This is a genomic window from Bacillus sp. EB600 (assembly GCF_024494385.1).
Taxonomy (GTDB): Bacteria; Bacillota; Bacilli; order Bacillales; family Cytobacillaceae; genus JAEVLT01.
Genome location: NZ_JAEVLT010000019.1, coordinates 1 through 25,512, shown reverse-complemented (window position 1 = coordinate 25,512; position 25,512 = coordinate 1). Strand labels below are relative to the sequence as shown.

General features: G+C 36.0%; 33 protein-coding genes, 4 pseudogenes and 1 riboswitch. Of the genes and pseudogenes, 19 read left to right on the top strand and 18 right to left on the bottom strand.

Annotated features, from left to right (window positions below; genetic code table 11):
* Positions 1-278 precede the first annotated feature (278 nt).
* Entirely contained in the window at positions 279-836 is a 558-nt protein-coding gene (locus JN080_RS17870) for a CBO0543 family protein (protein WP_256237344.1), read from the top strand.
* 504 nt (positions 837-1,340) lie between these two features.
* Positions 1,341-1,952, top strand: a pseudogene (locus tag JN080_RS17865) (N-acetylmuramoyl-L-alanine amidase); the annotation flags it as partial.
* A gap of 226 nt (positions 1,953-2,178) precedes the next feature.
* Here the strand turns inward: JN080_RS17865 and JN080_RS17860 are convergent.
* Positions 2,179-2,475, bottom strand: a complete 297-nt coding sequence (locus JN080_RS17860; protein WP_256237343.1) for a hypothetical protein — start codon at positions 2,473-2,475, stop codon at positions 2,179-2,181.
* A gap of 643 nt (positions 2,476-3,118) precedes the next feature.
* On the bottom strand, positions 3,119-3,286 hold the full coding sequence (locus JN080_RS17855) for a hypothetical protein (protein WP_256237342.1): 168 nt from the start codon (positions 3,284-3,286) through the stop codon (positions 3,119-3,121).
* 474 nt (positions 3,287-3,760) lie between these two features.
* Between JN080_RS17855 and JN080_RS17850 the strand changes: the two genes are divergently transcribed.
* A complete protein-coding gene (locus tag JN080_RS17850; RefSeq protein ID WP_256237341.1) occupies positions 3,761-4,429 on the top strand; it encodes a hypothetical protein in 669 nt (222 codons plus the stop codon).
* A gap of 80 nt (positions 4,430-4,509) precedes the next feature.
* On the opposite strand, the gene JN080_RS17845 is transcribed toward JN080_RS17850, so the two are convergent.
* The 3 genes from JN080_RS17845 to JN080_RS17835 are packed head-to-tail and all read right to left on the bottom strand — an operon-like array spanning position 4,510 to position 6,477.
* Positions 4,510-5,151 carry a replication-relaxation family protein gene (locus JN080_RS17845; protein ID WP_256237340.1) on the bottom strand — a complete coding sequence of 214 codons (642 nt, stop codon included), beginning with the start codon at positions 5,149-5,151 and terminating at the stop codon, positions 4,510-4,512.
* On the bottom strand, positions 5,141-6,295 hold the full coding sequence (locus tag JN080_RS17840; RefSeq protein ID WP_256237339.1) for an FtsK/SpoIIIE domain-containing protein: 1,155 nt from the start codon (positions 6,293-6,295) through the stop codon (positions 5,141-5,143). Before JN080_RS17840 ends, JN080_RS17845 begins: the two co-directional genes overlap by 11 nt.
* Positions 6,292-6,477, bottom strand: coding sequence for a hypothetical protein (locus tag JN080_RS17835; RefSeq protein ID WP_256237337.1), 186 nt, complete (start codon positions 6,475-6,477; stop codon positions 6,292-6,294). The genes JN080_RS17840 and JN080_RS17835 overlap by 4 nt, the downstream gene beginning before the upstream one ends.
* Before the next feature lie 430 nt (positions 6,478-6,907).
* On the opposite strand from JN080_RS17835, the gene JN080_RS17830 reads away from it, so the two are divergent.
* Entirely contained in the window at positions 6,908-7,135 is a 228-nt protein-coding gene (locus JN080_RS17830; RefSeq protein ID WP_256237336.1) for a helix-turn-helix transcriptional regulator, read from the top strand.
* A gap of 20 nt (positions 7,136-7,155) precedes the next feature.
* Here JN080_RS17830 and JN080_RS17825 read toward each other — a convergent pair whose 3' ends face one another.
* Both JN080_RS17825 and JN080_RS17820 read right to left on the bottom strand, forming a co-directional pair.
* Complete coding sequence (locus tag JN080_RS17825; RefSeq protein WP_256237335.1) at positions 7,156-7,419, bottom strand: cytotoxin; 264 nt, start codon at positions 7,417-7,419, stop codon at positions 7,156-7,158.
* Positions 7,416-7,757, bottom strand: a complete 342-nt coding sequence (locus JN080_RS17820; protein WP_256237334.1) for an AbrB/MazE/SpoVT family DNA-binding domain-containing protein — start codon at positions 7,755-7,757, stop codon at positions 7,416-7,418. The genes JN080_RS17825 and JN080_RS17820 overlap by 4 nt, the downstream gene beginning before the upstream one ends.
* Positions 7,758-8,278: 521 nt before the next feature.
* Between JN080_RS17820 and JN080_RS17815 the strand changes: the two genes are divergently transcribed.
* Complete coding sequence (locus JN080_RS17815) at positions 8,279-8,671, top strand: aspartyl-phosphate phosphatase Spo0E family protein (RefSeq protein ID WP_256237333.1); 393 nt, start codon at positions 8,279-8,281, stop codon at positions 8,669-8,671.
* A 378-nt stretch (positions 8,672-9,049) separates the two neighbouring features.
* On the opposite strand, the gene JN080_RS17810 is transcribed toward JN080_RS17815, so the two are convergent.
* Complete coding sequence (locus JN080_RS17810) at positions 9,050-9,202, bottom strand: YvrJ family protein (protein ID WP_256237400.1); 153 nt, start codon at positions 9,200-9,202, stop codon at positions 9,050-9,052.
* 561 nt (positions 9,203-9,763) lie between these two features.
* Between JN080_RS17810 and JN080_RS17805 the strand changes: the two are divergent.
* Positions 9,764-10,114: pseudogene (locus tag JN080_RS17805) on the top strand (DUF4183 domain-containing protein); the annotation flags it as partial.
* Positions 10,107-10,271: a DUF4183 domain-containing protein gene (locus JN080_RS17800; RefSeq protein WP_309144692.1), complete on the top strand. Its 165-nt coding sequence runs from the start codon at positions 10,107-10,109 to the stop codon at positions 10,269-10,271. The pseudogene JN080_RS17805 and the gene JN080_RS17800, both read left to right, overlap by 8 nt.
* Positions 10,272-10,360: 89 nt before the next feature.
* On the opposite strand, the gene JN080_RS17795 is transcribed toward JN080_RS17800, so the two are convergent.
* On the bottom strand, positions 10,361-10,645 hold the full coding sequence (locus JN080_RS17795) for a DUF4183 domain-containing protein (RefSeq protein ID WP_256237332.1): 285 nt from the start codon (positions 10,643-10,645) through the stop codon (positions 10,361-10,363).
* Positions 10,646-11,070: 425 nt separating this feature from the next.
* Between JN080_RS17795 and JN080_RS17790 the strand changes: the two genes are divergently transcribed.
* Together JN080_RS17790 and JN080_RS17785 are read left to right on the top strand one after the other, a co-directional pair.
* On the top strand, positions 11,071-11,505 hold the full coding sequence (locus JN080_RS17790) for a BclA C-terminal domain-containing protein (protein WP_256237331.1): 435 nt from the start codon (positions 11,071-11,073) through the stop codon (positions 11,503-11,505).
* A gap of 168 nt (positions 11,506-11,673) precedes the next feature.
* Positions 11,674-11,847: pseudogene (locus JN080_RS17785) on the top strand (IS4 family transposase); the annotation flags it as partial.
* 3 nt (positions 11,848-11,850) lie between these two features.
* Here JN080_RS17785 and JN080_RS17780 read toward each other — a convergent pair.
* From JN080_RS17780 to JN080_RS17770, 3 genes and pseudogenes are all read right to left on the bottom strand, one after another.
* Positions 11,851-12,129: pseudogene (locus JN080_RS17780) on the bottom strand (CrcB family protein); the annotation flags it as partial.
* A 61-nt stretch (positions 12,130-12,190) separates the two neighbouring features.
* Positions 12,191-12,250, bottom strand: a riboswitch (Fluoride riboswitch).
* Positions 12,251-12,341: 91 nt separating this feature from the next.
* A complete protein-coding gene (locus JN080_RS17775; protein ID WP_256237330.1) occupies positions 12,342-12,812 on the bottom strand; it encodes a tyrosine-type recombinase/integrase in 471 nt (156 codons plus the stop codon).
* 251 nt (positions 12,813-13,063) lie between these two features.
* A complete protein-coding gene (locus JN080_RS17770) occupies positions 13,064-13,960 on the bottom strand; it encodes an HYR domain-containing protein (protein ID WP_256237329.1) in 897 nt (298 codons plus the stop codon).
* Between the two features lie 697 nt (positions 13,961-14,657).
* Here JN080_RS17770 and JN080_RS17765 point away from each other — a divergent pair.
* From JN080_RS17765 to JN080_RS17745, 5 genes are all read left to right on the top strand, one after another.
* On the top strand, positions 14,658-14,744 hold the full coding sequence (locus JN080_RS17765) for a YjcZ family sporulation protein (RefSeq protein ID WP_256237398.1): 87 nt from the start codon (positions 14,658-14,660) through the stop codon (positions 14,742-14,744).
* A 662-nt stretch (positions 14,745-15,406) separates the two neighbouring features.
* Positions 15,407-15,799, top strand: a complete 393-nt coding sequence (locus JN080_RS17760; protein ID WP_256237328.1) for a MarR family winged helix-turn-helix transcriptional regulator — start codon at positions 15,407-15,409, stop codon at positions 15,797-15,799.
* Positions 15,800-16,473: 674 nt separating this feature from the next.
* Entirely contained in the window at positions 16,474-17,280 is an 807-nt protein-coding gene (locus JN080_RS29665) for a GmrSD restriction endonuclease domain-containing protein (protein ID WP_309144691.1), read from the top strand.
* Positions 17,281-18,323: 1,043 nt separating this feature from the next.
* Positions 18,324-18,515, top strand: coding sequence for a hypothetical protein (locus JN080_RS17750; RefSeq protein ID WP_256237327.1), 192 nt, complete (start codon positions 18,324-18,326; stop codon positions 18,513-18,515).
* Between the two features lie 702 nt (positions 18,516-19,217).
* Positions 19,218-19,661 carry a JAB domain-containing protein gene (locus JN080_RS17745; protein ID WP_256237326.1) on the top strand — a complete coding sequence of 148 codons (444 nt, stop codon included), beginning with the start codon at positions 19,218-19,220 and terminating at the stop codon, positions 19,659-19,661.
* A gap of 237 nt (positions 19,662-19,898) precedes the next feature.
* Here JN080_RS17745 and tnpA read toward each other — a convergent pair whose 3' ends face one another.
* Entirely contained in the window at positions 19,899-20,354 is a 456-nt protein-coding gene (gene tnpA / locus JN080_RS17740; protein WP_256237325.1) for an IS200/IS605 family transposase, read from the bottom strand.
* A gap of 369 nt (positions 20,355-20,723) precedes the next feature.
* Between tnpA and JN080_RS17735 the strand changes: the two genes are divergently transcribed.
* Positions 20,724-20,990 carry a hypothetical protein gene (locus JN080_RS17735; RefSeq protein ID WP_256237324.1) on the top strand — a complete coding sequence of 89 codons (267 nt, stop codon included), beginning with the start codon at positions 20,724-20,726 and terminating at the stop codon, positions 20,988-20,990.
* Positions 20,991-21,036: 46 nt separating this feature from the next.
* Here JN080_RS17735 and JN080_RS17730 read toward each other — a convergent pair whose 3' ends face one another.
* The gene (locus JN080_RS17730) at positions 21,037-21,216 is read right to left on the bottom strand and encodes an aspartyl-phosphate phosphatase Spo0E family protein (RefSeq protein ID WP_256237323.1); all 180 of its coding nucleotides are present in this window, start codon (positions 21,214-21,216) and stop codon (positions 21,037-21,039) included.
* A 224-nt stretch (positions 21,217-21,440) separates the two neighbouring features.
* On the opposite strand from JN080_RS17730, the gene JN080_RS17725 reads away from it, so the two are divergent.
* Positions 21,441-21,944, top strand: coding sequence for a hypothetical protein (locus tag JN080_RS17725; protein WP_256237322.1), 504 nt, complete (start codon positions 21,441-21,443; stop codon positions 21,942-21,944).
* Positions 21,945-22,203: 259 nt separating this feature from the next.
* Here JN080_RS17725 and JN080_RS17720 read toward each other — a convergent pair whose 3' ends face one another.
* The 3 genes from JN080_RS17720 to JN080_RS17710 all read right to left on the bottom strand — a co-directional run bounded on the left by JN080_RS17720 (position 22,204) and on the right by JN080_RS17710 (position 23,668).
* Positions 22,204-22,428: an AbrB/MazE/SpoVT family DNA-binding domain-containing protein gene (locus tag JN080_RS17720; RefSeq protein ID WP_256237321.1), complete on the bottom strand. Its 225-nt coding sequence runs from the start codon at positions 22,426-22,428 to the stop codon at positions 22,204-22,206.
* A 635-nt stretch (positions 22,429-23,063) separates the two neighbouring features.
* Positions 23,064-23,318 carry a hypothetical protein gene (locus JN080_RS17715; RefSeq protein ID WP_256237320.1) on the bottom strand — a complete coding sequence of 85 codons (255 nt, stop codon included), beginning with the start codon at positions 23,316-23,318 and terminating at the stop codon, positions 23,064-23,066.
* A 119-nt stretch (positions 23,319-23,437) separates the two neighbouring features.
* Positions 23,438-23,668 carry a helix-turn-helix transcriptional regulator gene (locus tag JN080_RS17710; protein ID WP_256237319.1) on the bottom strand — a complete coding sequence of 77 codons (231 nt, stop codon included), beginning with the start codon at positions 23,666-23,668 and terminating at the stop codon, positions 23,438-23,440.
* 246 nt (positions 23,669-23,914) lie between these two features.
* Here JN080_RS17710 and JN080_RS17705 point away from each other — a divergent pair, with 246 nt between their 5' ends.
* Genes JN080_RS17705 through JN080_RS17695 form a run of 3 tightly spaced genes read left to right on the top strand, consistent with a single transcriptional unit; the run spans position 23,915 to position 24,844 of the window.
* Positions 23,915-24,277, top strand: a complete 363-nt coding sequence (locus JN080_RS17705) for a hypothetical protein (RefSeq protein WP_256237318.1) — start codon at positions 23,915-23,917, stop codon at positions 24,275-24,277.
* A gap of 52 nt (positions 24,278-24,329) precedes the next feature.
* Positions 24,330-24,596, top strand: coding sequence for a hypothetical protein (locus tag JN080_RS17700; protein ID WP_256237317.1), 267 nt, complete (start codon positions 24,330-24,332; stop codon positions 24,594-24,596).
* The gene (locus JN080_RS17695) at positions 24,593-24,844 is read left to right on the top strand and encodes a hypothetical protein (RefSeq protein WP_256237316.1); all 252 of its coding nucleotides are present in this window, start codon (positions 24,593-24,595) and stop codon (positions 24,842-24,844) included. The genes JN080_RS17700 and JN080_RS17695 overlap by 4 nt, the downstream gene beginning before the upstream one ends.
* A 135-nt stretch (positions 24,845-24,979) precedes the next feature.
* Here the strand turns inward: JN080_RS17695 and JN080_RS17690 are convergent, their stop codons facing one another.
* Positions 24,980-25,153, bottom strand: coding sequence for a hypothetical protein (locus JN080_RS17690; RefSeq protein WP_256237315.1), 174 nt, complete (start codon positions 25,151-25,153; stop codon positions 24,980-24,982).
* Between the last annotated feature and the right edge of the window lie 359 nt (positions 25,154-25,512).

Sequence of the window (25,512 nt, the reverse complement as noted above, 5' to 3'; positions counted from 1 at the left end):
AGGTTGGTATCTATATCGATACTTATTTTCGTCTTCAATAATTTTAAAGCATAATCACAGCGAAGATGCGAATGTAACGTAATAGAGGTTTGGTACATTGGTAAATTTAAGAGGTCAAGCTAATAGTAACTTAAAAAATGAGTTTACATAATAAACAGGATTTTATCTCAATTCGTCGTATTTTAAGAAAATGGACTTTTTACTTACTCCTTCGTATCTGTCCATGGAAGACACCGGTAGGAAACTATTTGTATTCATCTTAAGGAGAGTTGGAATAGTTGAAAAATCCTTCGTTTGAGGACATCCAGGAAGCGAGAAAACACTTTTTGGATCTTTATCATAAGTATTGGTTAGAAAACGCACTTTTTACGTGGCAATGGTGGTTTCTTGTAATAACGGTTATTCTTTCTTGGGTAGTGTGGTGGAAAGTCGTAGATAAACAGCGTATTCATTTGATTTTTAATTTTGGATGCCTAATGGCAATCATTTCAGTACTATTAGACATGATTGGGCTAAATCGTGGTGCTTGGGCGTATCCGATTCGTTTATATTGGGCTTGTATTCCTCCACTTGTACCTTATGATTTAACATATATCCCTGTTGTTTTTATGCTGATTTATCAACGTTACGGAAATGACACAAAAAAGGCATTTTTGGCATTCACGATTACTTCTGCAATAATCTCATTCGTTATTGAACTGTTCTTTATGTGGATTGGGGTTTATCGACTATACAAGTGGAAGACTATTTATTCATTTCCCATCTATATCGTAGTAGCACTTTTTGTAAGATTTCTTGTGGGAATTTTTGAAAAGAAAAGTCTTAAAAACACCTGAGTATATAGCCGATGAGGCTGCATTTTAGACGTCCTAACGAATGTAACATAATAGATGTTTTGTTACATTTGGAAAATTCCAGCTCTGAGTAAGTTTCTCTTTACAAGGGAAATCTATTACTAAGGGGGATTCCACCTTCCTTAATAAATGTATCTGTAGTACATTCCAACGGTCAGCTACAGATACATTTTTTTGTAATTGCCCAATCAAAAAATGTTATCGAGAATATAAATAAATTGGGTATTTGGTCAATACCTACGCCTCCACTAACCGCACATTTGGCGGTTTTTTGTGTTTAATGGAAAAACCGAATGTAACATAATATGTAAAAAAGTTACATTCATTATGAGTTATTGATTTTATTCTAAAACTGGATAATTGACCAAACCATACTTATTTTAAGAAATATAATATAGTATTTCCAAGAGTTAAAACCTTTTGGACAGGCCCTCCAACCTGTCCTTTTTTTACATAATCCATTGTTTACCCTAAAGGAAAATTAGCAGTAGGACAAGCGACCAGACTGTCAGCTTAAGTGAAAGAACTGATGCTGCAAACAATTGGGGAGCAGACTATTATCTTTCAATTCATATCAATTCCGGTGGGGGTACAGGTTTCGAAAGCTATATTTACCCAGGAGTTGGAGCCCCTACAACAACTTATCAAAATATCATTCATGAAGAGGTTTTAAAGGTAGTTGATTTTGCGGATCGTGGTGAAAAAACTGCTGACTTCTTTGTATTACGGAACTCAAAAATGCCAGCTTTGTTAACGGAAAATGGATTTATCGACAATGCAAATGATGCAGCTAAATTAAAAAATACAAGTTTTCTAACGACAATTGCTAGAGGCCACGCCAATGGGGTAGCTAGAGCATTTAATTTAACTAAAAAAACAACTGCTCTGTATAGAGTACAAATTGGTGCATTCAGTAACAAAACAAATGCGGACAACCTTGCAGCAGAAGCGAAAGCGAAAGGGTTTGATGCGATTATTGTACTGAGAGATGGTTTATATAAAGTTCAAATTGGTGCTTTTGCATCGAAGGAAAATGCAGATGCACTAGCAACAAAAGCAAGGAATGCTGAATTTAATGCCATTGTGATATATCAATAATTTAGTAGTTTTAAAGAATATAATATATTACATGACAAGGTTTTGAACTTCTTTTCTAAGAACAAAGGACAGACTTGGTGAATCTGTCCTTTTGGCATTTAAACAAATGTTTATAACCGAATGTAACATAATCTATAAAAGGTAACATTCACACAAAGCAGACAAAAAAGCCTTCCCAAAGATTGCGATTTGTGGGGAAGTCTTTACCAAAGGCAGCAATTATTTATTATTGTTGTGGATACACTGTCGAATGAGGAGTTGAAGGCTGTATAAATGTTCCTCCTACTTGGGGTTGCCAAGGCTGTTGTTGAAACCCTAATTGTGACATGCGTTGAACATCTTGGCTTAATTGGGTACATAATTGGTTAAGATGTTGAATTTGCTGAACAGCAGAATTTTCACGCTGAGCAAGCTGTTGAAGTTCATTAGAAATTTGTCTTAACTGTACGGTATTACTTTGTTCTGAGCTTTGCATTTGTTGTAATGAGCTTTGTATTTGAGAAATAAGTTGCGGATTGTACATGAGTGATCACTCCTTAGTAAATTGAAGTTAAGGTAACACGAAAATTATTTTGCGTAGAAATCAAAATAATATGTTCAATAGTCAAAAGAGTTATTTTTACCAAACATTAATTACACATAATTTAAATGAATTTTCTCATGATATTAGTATCGGGTACGTAACGGTTGAGCCAAGATCTATATATGCTCTTTAGGTGGTGTATATAGGTCGGCCAAAGATTATATATAGGTCATCTCCACATGGTATGTATATAGTCGGAGGGAAGATTCTATATGGTAGAGAAAGGTTTTATTGTAGTCGTACCTCTTGAAGGTATTATTACAATAAGGTCCCAATTTATTATATGAGGGTCGAGCGAAGATCGTACTGAGTGCCGTAGACTAAGTTGAGTACATGACTCAATGAAGTTAACGTTCATATATAGTCGAGAGGTTATATATGGGTAATCAGCTATTTATAATAGTGCAAGGTATATCGTTACGTGCTCGTACCAATTAGTACACAATTAAGTCACCCTTAAAGGGTGGCTTTTTACTTATGTAACAAAATAGACTTTTGGTCACATTGCCACGTATGCAGTATTTTTATGACAAAAATTCACCTGAATGCAGCATAATGGATGGACAGTTTAGTCCTTTTTCTGCTACTTTATTTTGATTAATCGATCCCATAGTTCATCTATTTCAGCAGAATTTAAAGTATGTTTGTACTTGTTTGGTATCCCATTATAAAGTTCTTTTATAACACCCTCCACAAAACGAATGATTTTTTGTTCTTTCAAGATTAGAACTTTGTTTTTATCATCCTGCATTGTTAACACTCCTTATGGATGAATTTCAAAACTTTGTTTATTAAACGAATGAGCAGTTAGTGAAAGAAGTAATTACCAATAAATATGCAGATTTTATCCCTTTATTGGTAAAAGGGAAAAAATTTTATAGGTAAAGGCAAACCGTTTGAGGATGGGAACATCTGCCCTTTTGTCGTTTGAAAAGGTTTAAAACCGAAAGTAACATAAAACATATTATGTAAACTAGCTACCTTGCAAAGATGTTTGCAAGTATATTTCTTTATATTTTTCTTTAGGATTTCGGCATATATGAAGGGAAAATATTTATCGTCCACTAACTGTAGTACGATAACGTCCTATAGGTGTAGTACGATATCGTACCCTAATTGTAGGACTATAAATGAGGAACTAAACCTGTAGTACGGCAAAAAGATTGAAGGATTTTCAATTGTTTTCCTAGAACGTATATTAGAACGCTACTGGGAGGCGATTAGAATGGATCACTATACAGAAAAAGCATACACATCAAAGGATGTATTTACGACTTTAGACATTGGAGATAGTACGCTTCGAAAATGGTGTCTTGCTCTCGAAAAAAGTGGATACGCATTTATCAGGAACGATAAAAATCGCCGTCTTTTTGTTGAAGGTGATTTAGTTGTTCTAAGGCATTTTCAAAACTTAGTAAATGAAAATATGCCATTGGAGAACGCTGCAAACCTTGTTGTAGACAGGTTTGGAAAGGGTGCGTTCCAGGTAAGCACGCATAGCGTTCTTGTAGAAAATGAGGAAAAATCACTTGAATTACAGCGTGATTCAAGCCGTTCTAATGAAGAATTAGTAACGTCATTAATTGAGTTTATAAGAACGCAAGATGAGGTAAATCGTAAGCTTATAGAGGACAACAGGGAACAAAAAGAATTTAACCACGAACTCCTGCAACGGCTAGATCAGCAGCAAGAATTTCTAGAACAGCGTGACGAACGAGCAGAAGAACGAGATAAAGAACGCCTGGAACGGCACGATAAAAGATTAATAGAATCTATAAGGGAAAGCCAGGAGACTAAAAAAATATATCTTGAGATACAACAGCAGCTGCAACAAATTGCATCTTCTCAAGAAGAGAAAAAGAAAGGTTTCTTTGTTCGATTCTTTGGTAAATAAAAAAGGGCTATCCAGATTTGGCTAGCCTTAGTTAACCTATTTCTTCTTATTTACCAATAGGTTAACTCGGTTAACTAGAGTTAACCATTTATTTTTAGCTTTAAATTGGTACCAGTATTATTTTGTATAACCGGCTGTTCTGGCTTCAATGACTGTAAAAACTGAGTAAATGACTGAGCTTGAAACAGTCTAAAGGGTAGATCCATATCGATGGCATATCGTTGCTCAGACAGTATTAAAACGTGGGGAAAAGGCTTAGACATAACATTGCTATGATACAACTCTACATATCTGTTAATCTTTTCATTCATCTGTTTTTCAGAGTATAAGGTCCTTTGAACCTCAATAAAGAAAGGTGTATCTCGGAAAATACAAAATATATCGGGTTCCACGGTTCCCTTACTGCCGTATTTTGGCTCGACTAAAAATGTAGTTAATTTCCCCAACCTCCGCATTTCTTTGTAAGTATTCAAGATTGCAAGGAAATGCCCGACTTTTGCGCTATTCCGTTTCATATTTACATCTGTCCCAAAATAAACATACGGCACGAATGATTTAGACCGCTGAATATGTCCATCCCTCAGCAATCTTAGTAAAACATGATTAGTGGAATCCTTTGGATTTTTCACATTCGAGAAGTGTATTTCTGCGATAGAATCCCGATCCATTACCCTAAATCTATTTAAATCTTTAATAATCGCTTTATCTCGGCTAGTTAGCATCAAAAAACACATCCCTTTCCGTTAGCACATCATCAGACTGCATAGAATAGCCATTACACCCGTTTTTCCATTCAATAGACTTATAGCTCTCTAAAACCTTTTTAGCCGCTTTCTCGGTCAAATATGGGGCTTGTATTTCTTCTAAGCTATCTCTTTTTAAATAAAACCTTCCTGGTGTCTCTCTGCTTATTTTTTCACTGCCTGGAGTGCCGATAATTTTAGAGTTTGATAGATCAGTTGTACGAAAACCCATCCGTACAGTTAATAAGGATCTTATTTTCGTGTCTAGAATATCGTGGGAAGGACGTTGCAACGATAAAATATTATAAATTCCCAATGCCCGACCTAATGAATCAATTTGTACAAGCATCGATTTAATATCCTTGTTATCCATCACCATAACGATTTCATCTATGGCCAGAAGGATGTAAGGAACTTTCTTATCAGCTGGCAGATCATCAACGTGCATAACACCTGTAGCATTCAATAAACGGCTACGGTTAAGCATTTCATTATAGACCTGTGACAGCATCCGTTCCAATTCATCCGGGAAAGTAGCTACACTTTTAACGTGCTGCACACCCTTAAATAAATGGAATTCAGACATTTTCAAGTCTCCCAAATAGAGGTGAAGCTCGTCAGGAGATTTATATTTTATGAGAGTGGTCAATATAGACCGTAACTGCGTACTCTTTCCGCTTCCTGGTTCCCCACTTATCAAAGCGTTCGGCTCCATTATGGCATCATAAACTACCCATTCGCCATTACGATCCATACCGCAAACGATAGGTATTTTAAAGCCTTCTATAACAGGCAATATATCGTTGCTATATCGGTAGGTTAATTCCTTTGTTATACCGGTTTTATAGACGGTTAAAACAAACCTTTTTATTTCTCCATCAAGTTCAATTTGTTTCCCAAACACTTGCTGAAACACATAAAAATTCTTTTTCAATAAATCGGGATTAATACCGGTAGGGAGAGTAAAGACATATTCAGTGGAATGATCGTTAATGGCTACAGAGTGGATTTTAGGCAGAATGTAACGGTCTCCGTTATCTGTGGAATAACTACGGTAAATTTGAGCAGTACGAAAGGCTTTTATAAGCTGTCTACGCGCTTTTAACTTTTCCCATATGCTCACCTTAACCACCTCAAAAATGTATTTGTCTCAAGAAAATACACGCTTGCTATCATTGCCGCTATAGGAATAAGAATTTTTAATGTATTTCCTAACCATGGAATGCCGCAATCATCTGCAAACTTATCCAATAAAGCTAACGCTATACAGCTGCCACCAGCGATTAAAATACCAGAACTAAACATTCTCACCACTCCTTTTTGTAGACGCTTCACGATGATTTTGCACTTACCACGATAGTAGTATATAAGTGCGCCCTTCGGATATTTTTCTGAAAACCTTAATTATCTGAATATTACCTTGTTTCCCCCGGACCCCCTTCCTTTTCTCCCGACTTCGCCTCTTATTAACAGATTTTGCTTTTCTTATTAAACCAACTTTTCTACCTGTACAAGTGCACTAGATATAGATTCTTGAAAGACTCTTAAAAAATTCTAATTTTCCTTTCGTAAGATTCTAGCGAGTATCTCATTCGCCCATATCTCAAGCTATGCCGCCCTGGTTGTCCATGTTTCCTCATCTCTGTAAAAAAATTTCAGAGATGAAACTTTTGTATAAGCTATGAAAAAAAGGTCAATCCTTGAGCTATAAACAAAGCTTGGGAGAGTGAAAGAATTGAATTGGTTTGGAATAGGAAAAACGAGGTCTAAACTTGGTAGATATATTGATCAACATGGTATTAGCCAAAAGGAGTTAGAAAAAGCTGGAGTTAGTAAAGCCACAGTTAGCCGCTTATGTTCCAGTGATGAACACCAGCCGACAATTAGCACAGCAAGAAAAATCATTAAATTTTTAAAAAAATTCGATAAGGGTATAGATTACGATAACTTTTGGAGTATGTAAAAGGTGCTGAATAACAGCACCTAAGGATTTTTTAATGTTCGGTCATGATGACCGCAATTTCTTAACACAATGGTATCTGGTTTTTCAAAGTGAAAGGTAATCCTTATATCCATGTTAGCACTGGCTTCGAATATGTAATCCCATCCCTCCATTTTCTTTGTACGAAGGGATGGGTGACTAAAATCTTCTAGTAGTAAAACTAAAGCTTTATCAATAGCTTTTTGGTATTGTTTGTCCAATCGGGCGTAAGATTTTACAAACCTGCGATTATAACCAAATTTCATTTTTCATCCCTGTTGAACTCATCACTATCTTCATGCAGTGATTTAAGCAAGTCCTCTATATTGTCAAAAGACTTCACACGCCCTGCTTTAATATCTTCCTCTGCTTCCATTTCTTCCTTTTGCCATTCTTCTGACCAAAACCATGCCTGATCTTTTGGAACGGAAATCATTGGGACAATGATAATTTTCCCATCCTCTAAACGACATTGAAGATTATCGCCTTCTTTAAGGTTTAAAGCTTCCACAAAATCCTTTGGAATCGTTACTTGGGATTTTCTCTTGAAACGGACGTTTTCTGGTTTCATTGTCACAGCACCTCGCTCTTTTGTTTGTGCCATTATATGATTCCCCTCCTTAGTATGACTATACAACTGTTCAACTTTCCAACTTTTATTATATCTCATAAACCGAAAAGGACAAATAAGAAGTTCTTCCGATTAGCCACAAGTAAATTGCATAAAACCTTTCTTTTTTATGCAGCAGCCAGGCATCTTCAGAAGCCGAAAACGTTGATTCATCAACGGTGTATAAAATTCTGTATAAACCATAAAAATAAACGACAACAAACCCCTTGAGCGACAAGGGGTTTTTATTTTGCCAACTTCCTAGAGTTGGTATTATGTTAACTAGATTTGTATAGGGTATACAATGCTGAGAAGGTGAAAAAACTACTTTTTTCCATGGGTTCTTTGAGTATTCTACATTAATTTTTGTGATATTTTGACATCTTTTGTAGAAAGGGTTTTCATTTGGTCTCATCTTTCTCATAATATCTTTTGATGTCTCTATACTTTATTATGGACCCACTACATATCTTAGAGACCCAAAAATTTCGATGAGATGGGGAGAAAAAGTGTCGATGATAGTCAATGCAGTAGGTGAAACAGAAGACTTACTAGAGTGTATTATAAAAAAAAGAAAAGAATTGATTGATCTAGGTATGAATTACGGACTTTTAGATAAAAAAACAATCCAGTGTAGTCAATATCTTGATAAACTTATAAATTTGCATATGAAATCTCATTCTGGTCCAACGAACATGCTTTTAGATAACGGAGCCAGTTTACCTAGAATTAGATACTTTTATGGTAATTATAAAGTTAGTGATTTCAAATATGAGGCAAAAACTGTTGAGCTTGCAAGAAATAATATTCGCTTCTTTTCTGCTCAATTGATTAATAATTTAGATTTAGCGACTCTTGGAGCTTCGACTGTTTTAAATCTAATTGGTAATGGAATTGCTGCCCTTTAAATTTATCGTAACACTCTAATGTTGGAAAACAAGCTATGAAAGACACATACTCTATCCTTGGTATCTTATAATTATTGAATGTGTAAGCACATATTTAAAATGAGCGCCTTTAAGGTGTTGCTGTTCCATGAAGGAAACGGAAGGGTTTTTTACTAGGGGAGATGTATTACAATCGCTTAAAACGCCGTATGGCGTCTGTCCATGGTAAGCGAACCGTAGGAAGCATTAAGAAAAGTATTCAAAGATAAAAGATTCCTAGAATAAAAAGAGGCTGACTCGAAAAGTTGTTATTTAATGTCCTTTTGAGTCAGCCTCTTTTTTACCGATAATTGGCTTTATGTTAACTAGATTTGTATAGGATATGCATCAATGAAACAACTATTCTCTGTCTTTTCCTTCCTTAATGGTATCTGTCATTTTATTGATTGCTTCTGTTAGATTATCTATCTTTCTTTCAAATCGTATCAAAAGATAGAAAGCTACAACGATAGGAAATCCTAAATTACCAACGAGAAATAACCAGGTGTCTATTTGTGCCCCCCCTTTTTAAAGTGCTTTAGTTTATAATATGTAATCTTTATATACGAGATTGTATGTATCACATGGTATCAGTAATACAGATTACAAAACACATTAGTTATATTAGATGTTCCATTTGGTCTTGATATTTAATACAACGTTTTTTTGCTACCTTACGTTAATAAATGGTGCTTTTGTTACATAAAAAAGGATCTTCGATTTGAAGATCCTTTTTCAATGCGGAAAATTAGCTTTATGTTAACCAGTTTTGTATAGGTTATACATGATGGAGTATTTAGCGGATATTATTCGCTAAGGCCATTTAACCCTTCTTTTGATAAATTCCGATTTTTGATAGGGATATTGAAACAGATAGTAACAATGCAAAATAATGTTAGAGGGGAATTAGTGGAAAGTCAACCTTTGTCCAAGATTCTGCAAAATTACTAACATATTATTTTATAAGGTAATTTTTTAAAATTTTATGAGGTGATTTATATGGTTAACAATAACCGACCTTTTCAGGGATGTTGCCCACTCACACCTATTCCAAAACCCATAAAACAATTCCCCCCTCAAGGACCTAGGGGGCCTAGGGGGCCTAGGGGACCCCAGGGAGCTACTGGACCTCAGGGACCTCCAGGACCTCCAATTCTAGGTCCAATCCCTACAACTAATTTATTGTACTTTACTTTTTCTGACGGTCAAAAACTTATATATACAAATGCTGATGGCCTAGCGGAATTCGGGACAACTCAGATATTATCACCAAACGAAGTTTCCTATATTAATTTGTTTATTAACGGCATAATTCAACCCCAAACTGCTTACCTCGTACAAGAAGGAGCATTAACGTTGTTAACACCAACAGCACCTGAAGCTGGTGTACCGATAACGCTTCAGTTTATACTGATTAATCATTAAAAAAGTAACTGTATCGTTTATTAACCTTTTTATTAATGGTATATTACAACCGCAAAATCAATATATGGTTGAACCTGGAAAGATTACACTTACTTCCGGTGATGTACCTGAAGCAGGAAGTCCTATTATTCTTCAATTTGTGAGAATTAAGATGTAATGATGAGAGATTATGTATGTTTTGTGATTTTGGTTATACAGTGAACACAAATGCTGACAATTAGATGTCAGCATTTGCATGAAATAGGATTAGTTTATAACAAATTCAAGTACAATTGGAGTAGCAGGATCAAGTGTAGCTCCACCTACAATCGTTACTGCAGTAGTTGAAAGACCTGTTACAGTATCACTTGTTTGAAGTAAAGCATTAATATATAAATTTACAACTGGAGGTGAAGAAGGAAATGTTGAAACACCACCAGTATCATCAGTGAAATCTGTATTAGCATATGTCACATCAGCGCCTGCAATTGTACCAGCTCCAATGGTGCTTACAAATCTTCTTCCCGCCATGAACGGTTTAACGATAGGCATTTGTATTCACTCCTTTTTTTCAAGTTTACGGAGTTTGTGGAAGGATACTAAGCAAGTGTGCTTGTCCTACTCCGGTATTATATTTTATTGCTAACTTCTAACTTTGTGACGGCAATTGACCTACAATATATGTGGAAACACAAAAATGTTGTTTAATCGGTTAAATAATTGATAACTTATAACATTCATATTGTTCGAGATTTCTACTTAATTCATAGGTGATCGATTTTCTGGTTAAACTGTCATTTTGGTCGAATTTTTGTTCGTGTCACACAGGCAAAGGTAAAGAATTTCCTTGTCATAAATTATGTCCGATTTTCAAGTGCGGGTTATGAGTAAACAATTTCTTTGTATTTAACAAAATTTAAGTTTTATAAGGGAAAATACTATGATTCTATTCGTATGGGTATAGGGAGGGATTTTAAGTGATTGTTTTAATCTTAGCAGGTGGGTTATCCCAATACGGGTATATTTACAACCTAAGTCTTGAAACGGTAGCTGTAGATGATCCTGTCATTTTTGATTCAAATGGAATAACTACACCTGGAATTACGCACACCCCCGGAACCTCTCAAATTGTAGTTACCAGTCCGGGATACTACGAAGTTACTTTCTCCGTGTCGAGTGTAGAAACCAGCCAATTCGCACTATTTTTAAATGGCGCGCCGGTTGCGGGAACAGTCTACGGTTCAGGTGCCGGTACTCAGCAAAACAACGGTCAGGCTATAATCGCGATAGCAGCCGGTGATGTTCTGACCCTTCGAAATCATACTTCTGCTGCAGCAGTTACCCTTCAGACTTTGGCAGGAGGCACACAAACAAACGTAAACGCTTCTATTGTCATTAAAAAATTAAATTAGTTTTGAATGGATATGAAACTCTCACAAAATCAAAGGGTATGAACTTAGCGTTGTAAATTACAATTTCCTGTCGCTACCCCATGCCCATCAAGTTAAGGCAAATTATTACCCCTAAAACGAAAAAAACGCTATTCTTTCTGTAATATGATGGAAAGGATGGTGTTTTTTATGTGCCGTGAGGTTTCAGATGAACTTACTCTCTTTTCACTTGAATTACAACAATCTTTATCTCCGCATGCTCTCAAACAGTTGTCCAAAAAGGTAGGTTTTGTTCAAAGGACGAGTAAGTACCCGGCCGAAGATTTAGTGGCGTTGTGCGTGTGGTTAAGCCAAAAAGTAGCGATGTGAGGAATGAATTAATTTAACCGTTTCTACGCTAAATGTAGAAAAGGTTGTAAATGATCCAATAAAACCTGTACCTATTCCAGTGACAAGGTATGGATGAAGGAGGTTTAATCGGGATATGTACATTGTGAGCCAACTAAGAATAAAACAACCGATAAGATTAATTGATAATGTCGGAAGTGGAAAATCGTGATGCCACCATGTACCAATGGATAATCCCAAGTAATAACGTGATAAAGAGCCTAAAACCCCAGCTATGCCAACAAAAATATAAACCATTTTCTTCACCTCTTTAGTAATTTCCCCTAAAAAAATAGACTCCTACCAGTAAAATTAATACGTACTGGTAGGAGTCATTAGCTCTAAGGCAATTAAGGCGAACTCCAACGCCTGTTCAAGATATATTAAACATTGTAGCAAAGAAATTATTCGCTCACCACTTTGATAAATTTAAAATCGAATCATATTGGGTGCTATAGTTTAAAAAAGTATCAGCTGCGTCTACAGCTTTTTTGTGTGTCCAATTGAAACTGAAAGTAACATAACTCTATTGGACGAAACCCAGCACTATAAACTAGCATCAACATAGCCTTATGTTTGATATTATGGCAACTGTTAATGATAGAGAATACTTCTTCTCGCGTTAAAACCTCTGGAAGTGTTTTGCGCTTTTTCTGACGTGGTATTTGAAGATAATTTAGAGTGCGATTCAATGTCACTGCAAAAAGGAAACGAATGGCAGCACTATAAGAATTAACAGTTCCTGGCGAAACTTTTTTCTCATGAATCAAGTGCGATAAGAACTTGCGAATGTCTTCCTCATCCAGTTGATCCAATGGAGAATTACAATAATCAAGAAAGATTCGTGCATTCAAGGTGTAAATCTCCAGGGTATTTTTCGATAACCCCCGAAGTAGAATATCTTCTCTCATTTGTAGTAAAATTTGTACTTTGTTATCCATGTTTTTTCTCCTCAATATTTATTAGCAGGAGACCTGCATGAAAATATTAAGGGATTAACAAGTTCAAGGATAGTGGATAAATTTAGGGTTTTGGGGTTTACCACCGCGCTAGCGGTTTAGTCCAATATTCATTATGTTACATTCGGTTGGAGCATAACTTAAAAAGTTATGACACTGTTTGTTTTCACACAAAATAAATGATGAGACTGCTTCGGTTCTTCACAGTCTCATCATTTGATTGAACCATCAATTCAGCATCTCCGACTCAAAAACCGGCAAGGGTCTACAGTTACCGTCACATTAAAAGAACAAGTGCTGGTATTTCCCGCTGCATCTGTTGCTGTACAAGTGACCGTTGTCGTACCAGGAGGAAAGAAAGAACCAGATGCTGGCGTACAAACAGCAGTAACACCAGGACAGTTGTCGCTTACGGTTGGTTCTGGAAAGTTTACAAATGCTCCATTTCGACCTGGATCATTAAATACCGTAATATCAGCTGGACAGGTGATAGCCGGTGGTTCAGTGTCATTTACAGTTACGGTAAACGTGCAAGAAGCAGATCCACCACAAGGGTCCGTAACCGTACACGTGACTGTGGTCGCTCCGACAGGGAAGAAGGAACCCGATGGCGAATTACAAACTACGGTAAAACCAGCAGGACACTCATCGGTTACCATAGGGGGTGGATAGTTTACGGTTGCTCCACAAACCCCAGGATCATTTGATATCGTTATATTTGGCGGACAACTAATCGTTGGAGGTGGCGTTGGTAAAAAGGCCTCCACAGTTTGGGTAAATGTCGCCAATATTGCTCCATCAGATTTTCTAACAATCTGGAGGGTATATGTGTAGCTTCCTGGTACATTGAATTGAATTGTAAAGTTACTACAGGCATTTTGTAACGGAAAACCGGTACTTGGACCAAACAATGCCCTTCCACTACTATCAAAGTGAATTATCTCAGGATTTCCAACTGGAGGGATAAAGGTCAAAACAAAGTCATTCCGTTGAGCTGGATTGGCCAATATGATTGGGATGGTAACGATTGTCCCTAAATCTGGAGGGGTTGCTGTTGTACATATCTGAAAGGGTATTGTTGTTCCTACAGGGACTATCCCAGGTAATGTACTTGTAATGCTAGCTGCCATGTAGATTCCACCTTTCTTACTTTAGACAAATCTCTAACGGCTTCAGAGGAGGTTTTAAAAAAAGATTAAGATGATTCCCTCAGGTGTAAAAGAAAGCTCCGTGTTTTGCTCCTTTCATCACATAATGAATCTGCTCATCCTCATTCCCCCCTTTTTAGACTCACATTAATATATGAACAATCTAATCTTTAAGAGTGGGTAATACAATAAGTTGTCCTTGCTTCAAAAAACGACCGTTTTAGAATTCTAAAAGTTAATAAGTAAAAGAGCTAAAATTCACCAAATGTAACAAAAACTCTATTATGTTACATTTGGTTTTTCTTCTGAATCCACAAAAAAGGCTGCTGATGGAGCCTGATACTCCTTCAACTCAAGCTACCCCTTACTTGAATAATCCCCTTGCATTTATTGCACCTTTTCGCAAAAACAATGGGATCGCCTAAACATCCCCAACATATAACCTCCCATTAAATTCAAAGTGTGTGTATGTTTGTCCATACCAACCAAAGATATTTTCATATAATGTACAACCCCAAATAAATAGGAGGTGAAGGAACATTGAAAAACCGAAATAGAGGTTCACCTAAGAATTATTCGAAAATTGTCATCTTATATATAATTCTCATTGGGGTATATCTATACTTGGCGTTGTTTGGAAAAGTATAGGTGTTTTTAATACGTTTTCTTAGGAGAGCGTATTTTTTACTTAACTTCAGGATTTGCTTTAATTGTTGTCCTCTTTATCCTATTAATTATTGTTGGTTCGTTTTATATGAGTTACTAATTTTCACTTGAACATACAAAAAACTGCGTCATCCGGATAAACTGAACCCCTTGAAATATCAAGGGGTTCAGTTTGGCCAACTTCCTAAAATTGGCTTTATATTTCCACTGAATCTAGCAAAATACTGGGTTTCCTATTACTATCGAACAGCTTATTGGACATTCAAACAGATCAGGACGATTATTTCCAACTGGGAAAAGAATTGTTAACTAGTTAGTAGTATTCATCCGATAATTTAAGATATAAACCAGTATGTAGAACCTGTGTAGGCGGTAGTATAGAAAAAAGTGAATTTTTTGTTTGGTCTAACCACTTATCACCCACCCGCATAGCAGGTGGTTTTTTGTTTCGCACGCTATCGCGAGCTCAACTGACTAAAGTCATAATAAATAAATCAGTGGATTTTTCTTAAAAAAAATCCACTGTTCTTCTTGAAAAAAATGAGTAAGCTTTTGTATTTGTATCAATTAGATTCCTCACAATTTGGTCTATTAATTTTCCCGTGGTAAACTAAGAACATTCTTTACCCTTTTAATGAAATTTGCGATATTACCTATTCTAAAAAAAATTTATCGGAATAGAAAGTAATTGCACTTTAAAAAAAGTGTATCGTGTTACGATATACTTATCAATAATATAAAATTAAGAAGGTTGATTTCTTTATGACTCTATCTAAAGACGCTTATATATTCTTGTCAGAATTTAGATACCAATTACGTAAATTTCTTAGCTTTAGTGAATCTGCTGCCCGGGAACTCGGAATTACACCTCAACAACATCAGTTGTTACTAGCAATAATGGGATTTCCTCAAAGAGATTTTGCTACTCCTCGGGAGCTATCGGAACGATTGCAAATCACTCATCATGCATGTGTTGGCTTAATAGACCGGTGTGAACAATTGAGCTTTGTTTCTCGAAGACGGAATCCAGAAGATGGCCGTAGTGTCCTTGTTGAAGTAACTCAGGAAGGGAAAGAGATATTGGAGAAGTTATCAGAAACTCATCTCGAAGAAATTAATCGTATAAAATTTTTAAAAAAATTCGATTTAAATTAACCCCTCATTTTACGTAGCTATAACTGTAAATTCAAGGTGTAATTAAAAAGAGTAAAAATTATAGCACACTTCTATTTGGCTAAATACACCAAAGTAGATGCTGCTTTTCCATCATGTCAATTAGTGTTAGGATGATTCAAGAATCCAACACACACAAGAGGCGCATAACATTCGGGTGGAAATACAAGAGTATATTCAAGCTGATATCCCCTTTTTAGGGGTTTCTTTTTGCTATTTTTATCTGGTTTAACACGAATGATATTAGGAATATTATTAAAGTTCAAAATAAATTGATTATTTTGAACCTCCTTGGATTAAGGTGAAAAATGCTGATAATGTGCTCTTTGCAATAATTGTTTATAACCTTATTTTAACTATGGTTTATTCTGAATAAAATCAAAGAACGCATGGAAAATTTCAATTGATTGATAAAACATTAAGTCAACAGCGGTCGCTGCAAAAAAAATTATGGCTGGGTGACTAATCCAATGCATTTTCGTTCCTCCCTCTAAAAGTATTAATATATCAGTGGTTACTATTCAAAGAAACCCTAGGAATCGGTGGTGGTTTACATTGATAATTATATCGTAACGCGATATAATTATCAATGTAAAGTTAAAGAATGATGATTCTTCATGAAACCCACTTTGCGAATATAATCACGATTATTAAGTATCAGGAATTTATTAATTTCAGCAGTTGCTGCAACTATAAAAAAAAAGCGGAAAGAAATTATTGATATAGAAAGCTATACAATTGAACATATCATGCCTCAAAATAAGAACTTATCTACCGAATGGCGAAAAGACATCGGCGAAAATTGGGAAGAAGTTCAGCGGATCCATCTCCATACTTTAGGAAATTTGACGTTGACAAGATATAATTCCGAATTGAGTGATAAACCATTTAAAGCAAAAAGGGATATGGATGGTGGTTTTGCCGATAGTCCGGTACGATTAAATAAAGGGTTAGGTCAGCTTGAAACTTGGAATGAACAAGAAATTATGAATAGAGGTAAGAGACTTGCTGAGCAGGCCATTTTAGTTTGGAATTATCCAGAACTATCTGAAGATGTGGTAGCAAAATATAAGAAAAGGGCAAATGAAGGTGAGAATGTAATTTATACAATTAATGATTTCCCCGATTTAACTGGTAATATGTTAGAACTGTTTGAGGAACTTAGAAAAAGGATAGGCAACCTTGATAGTTCAGTAAGGGAAGAATTCAAAAAACTTTATATTGCTTATAAAACTACAACAAATTTTGTTGATATAGTACCTCAAAAGAGCAGATTACGATTAAGTCTAAATATGGCTTTTAATGAGGTACATGATCCAAAGGGGATTTGTAAAGATGTTACTAACTTGGGAAGATGGGGTAATGGTGATGTGGAGATAGGTATTTCCACGTTCGAGGAGATTGAGGATGTTATGTACCTGATAAAACAGTCTTTTGATAAGCATCGAGGTGAAGATCAGTAAAGTATACTTCTCTTTTAACTTGATCCCAAGGTATCTAAAGAAATAGGATGTGCTGGATAGTCTTAAAACGCTATCCAGTTTTTTTATTAGAATTAGATAAATAATTGATTCAATTCTAATGGAAAAGATTCCTCTTTTCTAAATATGTGCATGATTGAATTTTTAAATGTTTTCAAGCCAATTCAATTTTTATCAATCTGGCACCCTTAAGGCTGCGTATTTTCTTCAGAAATAAGAACTTTATAGATCCTAGATCAAGAGCATAAATAACATATTTAGGACGGCTGCACTACGGACTGATCAGAAAGGAAAGAATTATCAAGACTAAAGGTGAAAATTTGTTGATAATAATAAGCTCTTACATATTAGTTATGTATAATATGTAATATGTGCCCTTGACTTTGAACCTTGCAGGGGCGTGTTTCTCATGGATAGGGAGCAGGTTACTCCTACTCCAACACCTATCAAGGTTACACGCCCCTTCCAAAGTAAAGGGATCGCTAACGCTCACATATTATACATTATACATAGTGAACATAAATTGTTTAGTCCGTTTAATGTGTAAAAGATGTTAAATTTTCACCAAAAAGGCGTACATTTTGAACATAATGTACGCCGATTTTTTTGGTCTGGTTAAAAAAGTGCCTTTCTGTCATTCCGTACGTGTCGCTTTGGCACTAAATGGACCGATAACCACGGTCTGTACAGCTAGCGCCTACATTCCGTAGGTTCCTGTTCCATTTACGGCAAGCCGCCGTACCAAACGAGCCGAAAAACTTTAAGACCTTGGGCTCCTCGCCCAAACCCAGCCAACGGTAGCCCGTTGGATCGCTATAATGCTCGGGGCAAGGTTTATCTCCTTCTTTGTTCTCCTTATTGTAATCGTTTGCTCATTAGGGCAGTCAAGGGTGCTACGCTTGCGCTTCGCAAAGTTTGTGAACTTTTTTAAGAAGAGCGTTTAAAAAACTTCACAAACTTCAAGCCCATTGACAGCCCTTTTCGCAAAGATTTGTTGAGGTCAAACAAAAAAGGAGTGATAGAGGATGAGAACAAGTTGTCATAGGTTGAAGGTAGCAAAATCAAGCACAGGCTATTATGTAGGTAGATTTTTTCAAGAAGATGAATCCAGTACACTATTTGTTCGACTCACTGATGATTTCATCCACAAACAAGAAGCTCTCGAGTGGATCGAATCCATCATGGAAGAAATCACAGAGAGGAAAGAGGGGGACTGAGTTCTCCTTTTTTCTATTCTCTTAAAAAGTGTACCGTACACGATTCCTGGCTTAAGCCAGGAATCGTGTCGCTCGCTGCGCGTTGCTCCAAATGATTGAAAGAGAATTGACGGCTTTTTGGGGGCATCGAACCCCCAAAAAGGCGTACTGCCTCCAAGCTCACGCAAGGAGACAGTACGCGATTTTTACTCACAGTCTTTCGGTCGAAATCCTGTTGAATAAAAATTGCTAATATTAATTGAAAAGCTCGGCGTCGAGCCTCGCCTTTCAACCGATGCTGCTACCTTTCGGCAGCTGTTCGCCTCGGACGCTTGGGCCAGTTTTTTAATGGCAAAAGGGCTTCGAGCCCTAATGCCATTAGGCGGTCCTATACCTTTCGGTATGTACGGCCGCCCTTTCTAGCGTTAGTAAGCCTTCTTTGTTCTCCTTATTATAATGAGTGGGCTTATGACCGTGTGAAGGGCGGGCGTCAGGCAAACAAAATCGGCAAAGCCAAGTAGGCTAAGGAGCAGTAAGAAAGCAAAAAACGCTTTCCAACTGCCCCTAAGTCATTGGGCTTCACTCGATTTTGAACGACAACGGGCAAAAAGCAGGCCCGTTGCCTATGCCTGCCTGGCAAGTTCGCTTCTTCGTAAGCGAACCCTTCACACGGTTTGCGCCCATCATTGCTTCCTTCTCAAACAAAGAAAGGGAGTGTTACAAATGGAAAAAGTATACGAAATTCAACGTATTAAACAAGTCATTCAAGAGGTTGAAGGAGGAGAACAATATATTGTTCGCTCCCCTGAAGATGGGGCGAAAATAGCCTCTCAATTTATTGGAGATGATGATCGTGAAGTATTCTTTGTCATGAGCCTGAATACGAAAAATCGTGTCGTTGCTGTTCATCGTTGTCACGTCGGAAGTTTGAATGCCAGTATTGTTACGCCAAGAGAGGTGTTTAAGTCTGCCATCCTTAATAACAGTGCATCCATCATTGTAAGTCACCAGCATCCATCCCAAAATGTAGAACCATCGAGAGAAGACATAGAGGTAACGCGTAGATTAGTAGAAGCAGGTCAGATTCTGGGAATTGAACTCCTTGATCACCTGATTGTGAATGCCAATGCTGAATACTACAGCTTAAAAGAGAAAGGGTACATCTAAGAATCGAAGGAGAGGGGGGAAGTTCTCCCTCTTCTTTATATTTTTGTTTTTTAGTCGTTTGTCTTGTTTAGGGGCATTGAGCCCCAAATCATGACCACCAGTCCAACGGGTGGTTTGAACAACGGCTATAAGCCTATATTACCGGCCAGCGTCTAAAGGCGCCGGCTTTCATTTTAATTCAAGCCTCTATTGCCTTTGCCACTTTTGCCACCCTTTAAAGGGTATTGGTATTACTTGCTACCCTTTGAAAGGGTCCGTATATTCTTTTACACTTAATTTATCTAATGCAATATCATGTTTTTCTTGATCTTGGATGTATTTTTTTATCGTAGCTTCATTTAATCCTACTGTGCTCACACAATATCCCTCAGCCCAAAAATGCCGATTTCCGAATTTATATTTCAAATTTGCATGCTTGTCGAAAATCATTAATGCGCTTTTGCCTTTTAAATATCCCATGAAACTTGAAACAGATATTTTGGGCGGAATACTCACCAACATATGAACATGGTCTGGCATGAGGTGACCTTCTATTATCTGTACACCTTTATAGTTACAAAGCGTTCGTAATATTTCACCTATACTCCTTCTATATTGATTGTAAATTATTTTTCGTCTATACTTTGGAGTGAACACAATATGGTACTTACATAACCATTTTGTATGTGCTAAACTATTTGCTTTATTTTCCAATTAACTCACTTTCCTTTCTAATTTTAGAGGCTTGAACAATCTCTATTATAGAAAAAAGTGAGTTTTTTGTTTGGTCTAACCACTTATCACCCACCCGCATAGCAGGTGGTTTTTTGTTTCGCACGCTATCGCGAGCTCAACTGACTAAAGTCATAACAAGACTGCCTCATCCATGCTGCGCATAGATGAAGCATCCTAGAAAGCTTTCATTGCTCTATTGATATTGACCAATGTAATTTAATGGAACTGTAAATTAATGTTCAATTAAATCGACAAATATTTTACAATCTTCGATTTATAATGAAGCTAGAACAGATCTATTAATGTCCAAAAAGATTTTCCTACACTTAGGATAAGGGAGATGTAATAGTGGATTTTTATGAAAAGCTGCCTACTGACTTTTTAATCGCATTTTATGATGAAATGATGAAAAATATTGAAAAAGGCTTATTAACAAAAACTATGTATTATGAATTAGGTCTAATCATTTCAGTTGCTAATCGAAGAGGGATAACACTGGGACAACCATGTGACTTTGAACAGATCGTGGATCAAAAGGATCTGAATGATTTCATTCAATTAGCGTATAAAAGTAATGGGATAAGGGATGTTTCGCATCCAGTGGATTTTTGCTAAAAAATCAAAAAAATCCCCATATTCACAATGTGACAATGCAGGATTTTTAATTAAACTTCTGTACATGTTCATTTTTCCTTTTTTGATACAGCGTGATGAGCTCGTCTAATTTCCGACTATAACGAAGAGTGTCATCGCTATTTAATCCAGTTTCTTCTGCAATTAGGATCAAATTCTTTCTCATTAGGTTGATCCTGTGTTCTAATTCATCGTCCTCTACAAACATTATCATAACTCCCTTGGTCGTTATGGATTGGTGTTAACCTGCATACAAGAAATATTATGCGAAAAATTTCACATAATTGGAATAGTTGCGACAAAACTTCTTAAATATTTACAAAAACCAGTAGTAGGATTTTATTTTTAGATTTTGGGGTTGCTGTTTTGAAGTTGACTTAGTCAACTTTTTATTTTATTCTATTGTTGACTAAGTCAACAGGAGGGGATAAGATGAAAAGCTCAGCCAAACGCATCGTTGAAACTTTCCCGAAATTTAAAGGCAGAATAAAGGCTTATGAGAACATTGATTTAGTGAAAGAAGCATTAAAAGATTTAACTGAAGTAGAAGCCACTTTTTTAAAATTAGCTTGGTTTTTTGAGGCCCCAGAATATGAAAGTTTTAATATACGATGGCTGTATGAATTTTTAGATGATGAGTGGCTTGAATTCGCATTAGAATTAATGGTTCAGTTCTTTCGAGAGGATACGTATTTAATTCAAAAACCTACCTTATCCATTCTGCGAGACCCTGGAGAAAATTATTTCAATCAAAAACAGTTTGCTGACTTTTTGTCTGAAAACGGCTTACATTACGATAAACGGAAGTTGAATGTGTATTACAGCCGAGGAAAGCTGCCAAAGGCAGATATTGAACTTGCAGGAACCCCGTATTGGAGCAAATATACAGTTGAAGATTTTTATGAGCAGGAGAAAAAACGTTTAAAAAAGGAATAATTCCTAACTATGGTGGTATGCTTCGTTTAACGCATGGATAGGTTAATATATTTATACTATTGGATGGAAAAATGAACCAACTTAAGAGTTGTTAAGGTTAATCAGTTATTATAAAGACAAGCTTTTGCATAAAGACCCCCTTGTTTATAAATGCTCTCGAGGAACCGGATTTCCATCGAGAGCTATTTTTTTAAGTTTGGTTGGAATATGGGAATCTGACATTAAAAAAACATCGGAAATAGAAACGATGTCTTATAATCTATAAGCCTTTTTTGTTAAGATAATCATCCACGATTTTCTTAACAGTTACTTCAAGAGGATTTTCATTACTTGTTGCTTCCTTGTCTTTAATGGTAACCATCTTCATTTCTTTATGGAACTCGATTTCAACTTCATCTTTTTGAGACACACCCAATTCTTCTAAAAAAGTCGATGGTATTATGAATCCAAGTGAGTTTCCGATCCTGATTATGTTGCGTTTCAACAATAACCTTCCTTATATGTGTTCTTTAATAAGAACTAATGTTCTATATTTAGAATGATACTCCAAAAAATACCAAGCAAATAAAAAAGAATTAAAACAATGTAAGAAAATGATGTTATAAAATAACTGTGTTATTTGCCTTTTTTAGGCCCGTTAGGAGCGTCTATAATGCTTGGTATAAAGTGTGCTGATGAAAAGCTTTTAGAACGCTTTAAATCGTTTATAGAGTCCTATAAACAGTTAAAGGAATCTAAACAAAAAGAAAAAAACCGAGGATTAATATTCCTCGATCTTTTAAATTATGTAATTTTATAGATTCACAGAAAATAAAAAGAGAAATTAGTATTAGCCCCATCCTTCGCTGAAATACCCGTGATAACCCCAGATGTTACCTCCGACCATTTATTATTATAAATGTAAACGCTTACATAAGTCAAATGATTTAGTTGTTATTTCATAAATATGTCATAAATAATAGCTAAAATAATGGCTCCTCTTGCAGTTTCTATATGTCTTTCCAAAAAAGAACCTATAAAAAAACAGGTTCGAAAATGAGAAGTTAAATAATCGGCGTGAAGTTTTTTAGTTTCATATAAAAAAGCGTAATCAGTAGTTACACTTTTTACTCCTATTCACTAGAAAGGCAAATTTGAATGATCCTGCTCTATACTTCTCCATTCCGATTTTTCCAATTCCCGAACTAAATCAGTAATATCCTTATCGCCATCCACAATAACCTTTTCTAACTTGGCATGATAAGACATTTCTTTTTTTATCTGCTTCCAGAAATCTAAAGCCACTTGCACAGGTTGTTTGCCCCTTAACCGAAAGGAACCACTCTGTGTTAATCTGCTATTAGCAATATAATGTATTTCTATTGTCACATTCATTTCTTTAAACCTCTTTATGCAGTTATAGTTAAATTATAACTTAAAGAAAATAAACGAACAAACATTCTTAATGCTATTTTCCTTTTTCTTCTCCTGATATCTGCTACCAGATAACTTTTTTAAATATCAAAGAAATCATGCGTTTTAGCCCTCGGATCTACTTCACGAATGGCTTTCATAACTTTCTTGATGGTTGGCAGTGTTGGAGAATAGTCATTATCAGATGAGATTTTACTGATGGTATTTCGACTAATTTTGGTTTTACTTGCCAGCCATTCTTGAGTAATTCCTCGTTTATCTAACCATTTGCCAACCCTTGACCTGGATTTTCCTTGAAATAATCCAAACATACAATGTTCTCTCCTTAATCAATGTCTATTTTACTACCGTTATGGACAAGAACTTTGAAATTTATACAAGTCCACTTTGAAAGAGAAAAATATTCTGAAAATTATCCAAGTCGACTTTGAAAGTATTCCAAGTCGACTTGGAATATTGTACAAGCCTATGTCCATATGATTTAACAAAGGGTTGGTGCCAACTGGCGTCATCTGGTGCCAGATCTAATTTGATAGGAATAGAGGAGGAAAAAATATATGGTTTATCGTCCATCTGTCCGGTATGCAGACGTATATCAAAAATATGTAGAAGAAGTGAATGAATCAACTCATTTAGATCGCAACCAAATCATTCGTCTAGCCCTTTTTGTAGCAGCACATTCTCAAGAATATCAATCTATTCTAAAAAAATATAAAAAAGATGGTGCCTGCCTCCCTCAACCTGATTGGAATTTGGATCAAGAAGGTTATTGGAAAAATCAAAACTATATTCCAAAACAAAAAAGGCTAGAAATGCCGGCATATAGGGAAACAATCAAAGTCATTAATAAAGGTGGAATTAAATATGTGCCTAAGGCCTCCCCCCCACCGATGGATCCCGTTAAGACTGTTACAGTGTAACTCGGTTGACATTGACAATATCCAATACATTTTTCAAAAAGGAGGTTTTATGATGATTGAAGGGAAGGGACTAGGAAATAAAAGAGTAAATCGGGTGAATATAAGTTTGTCCAATCGATACTTTAGTAAACTAAAAAGGCTTTCTATCAGTTGTAATATGAGATGGACAACATTGGCTGGTTTAATGATTGAAATGTTTTTAAACGATGCTAATTTAATGAAAAAAATCCAGGATGAATATTGCACCGAACCGGCCTTCAGAGTGTTATCAATGAATGATAAACAAAAGAATTACGTAATTTATGGGGAAGACCAATGAGTTGGGTCAGTTTCATCTCCGGTGGTTTGGCCGTTCTTTTCGCCTTTGCTTTGTTTAATAATGAAAAGGAGGAAATCGAAATGGAACAAGAGAGGGTAGTAGGGAATGGATTCGCTTTCTCAACCGGTAGATACGTAACATTATCTTGCCAGACTTGCCGGAAGCTAAAGAGGCACCAAGAAATCGAAACGAATCTGTATGAATGTTCAAAATGTAAAAGACTTGTGGATCTGAGAAGACCTATGTAACAACCAGATTAATCTATATATTTTTTTACTATAAAACGAAAAAAGCCGATTCCAAATTGGAAATCGGCTTTTAATGTAATTTAGTTTATTGAACGCGTAATACTGAGTTCATGTTGTTTTAATGTTTAATGTAAATTAGCCTGTTTTACTTTCTTCTAGGGCCAGTTGCCAACTTGGGTAATAATACAAAGCACTCCGCATTAAATCAGGATAAAGTTGTTTTACCTCTTTTTTCTTTAGAGATTTACCTTCGTTCTGTAACCTCTGGATCTGAGTAATGACTTCCTTTGATGTTAATGGCACATCCATTCTTCATTCCTCCCTTTCCAAGTTCACATTATTATCTTCCCCATTGACTAACAACTGTAAACATATGGACATATTCGTTGCCCCTATGTTTCAGCAAAGCTTAACATAAAATAATGAGCAGTGTGAAGAAATGTGCTCTATTTGGTAGTAACAACGATAAACAGTTTGAGCCATTGAGAAGTTTAATTTTGAGTATCCTTTAGCGTATAAAATCTGCGTTTTGACTGGACCCGTAACTGTGGTTTTAAGACAACTAGCCTTAAGGCTAGTTTTTTTCTTTAGAAATAACTATAAAAAGCCCTGGTTAAAAATCTAAAAAATTGCGTTGGCCGGCAGCACTACAGAATGTAAGAAAGGGG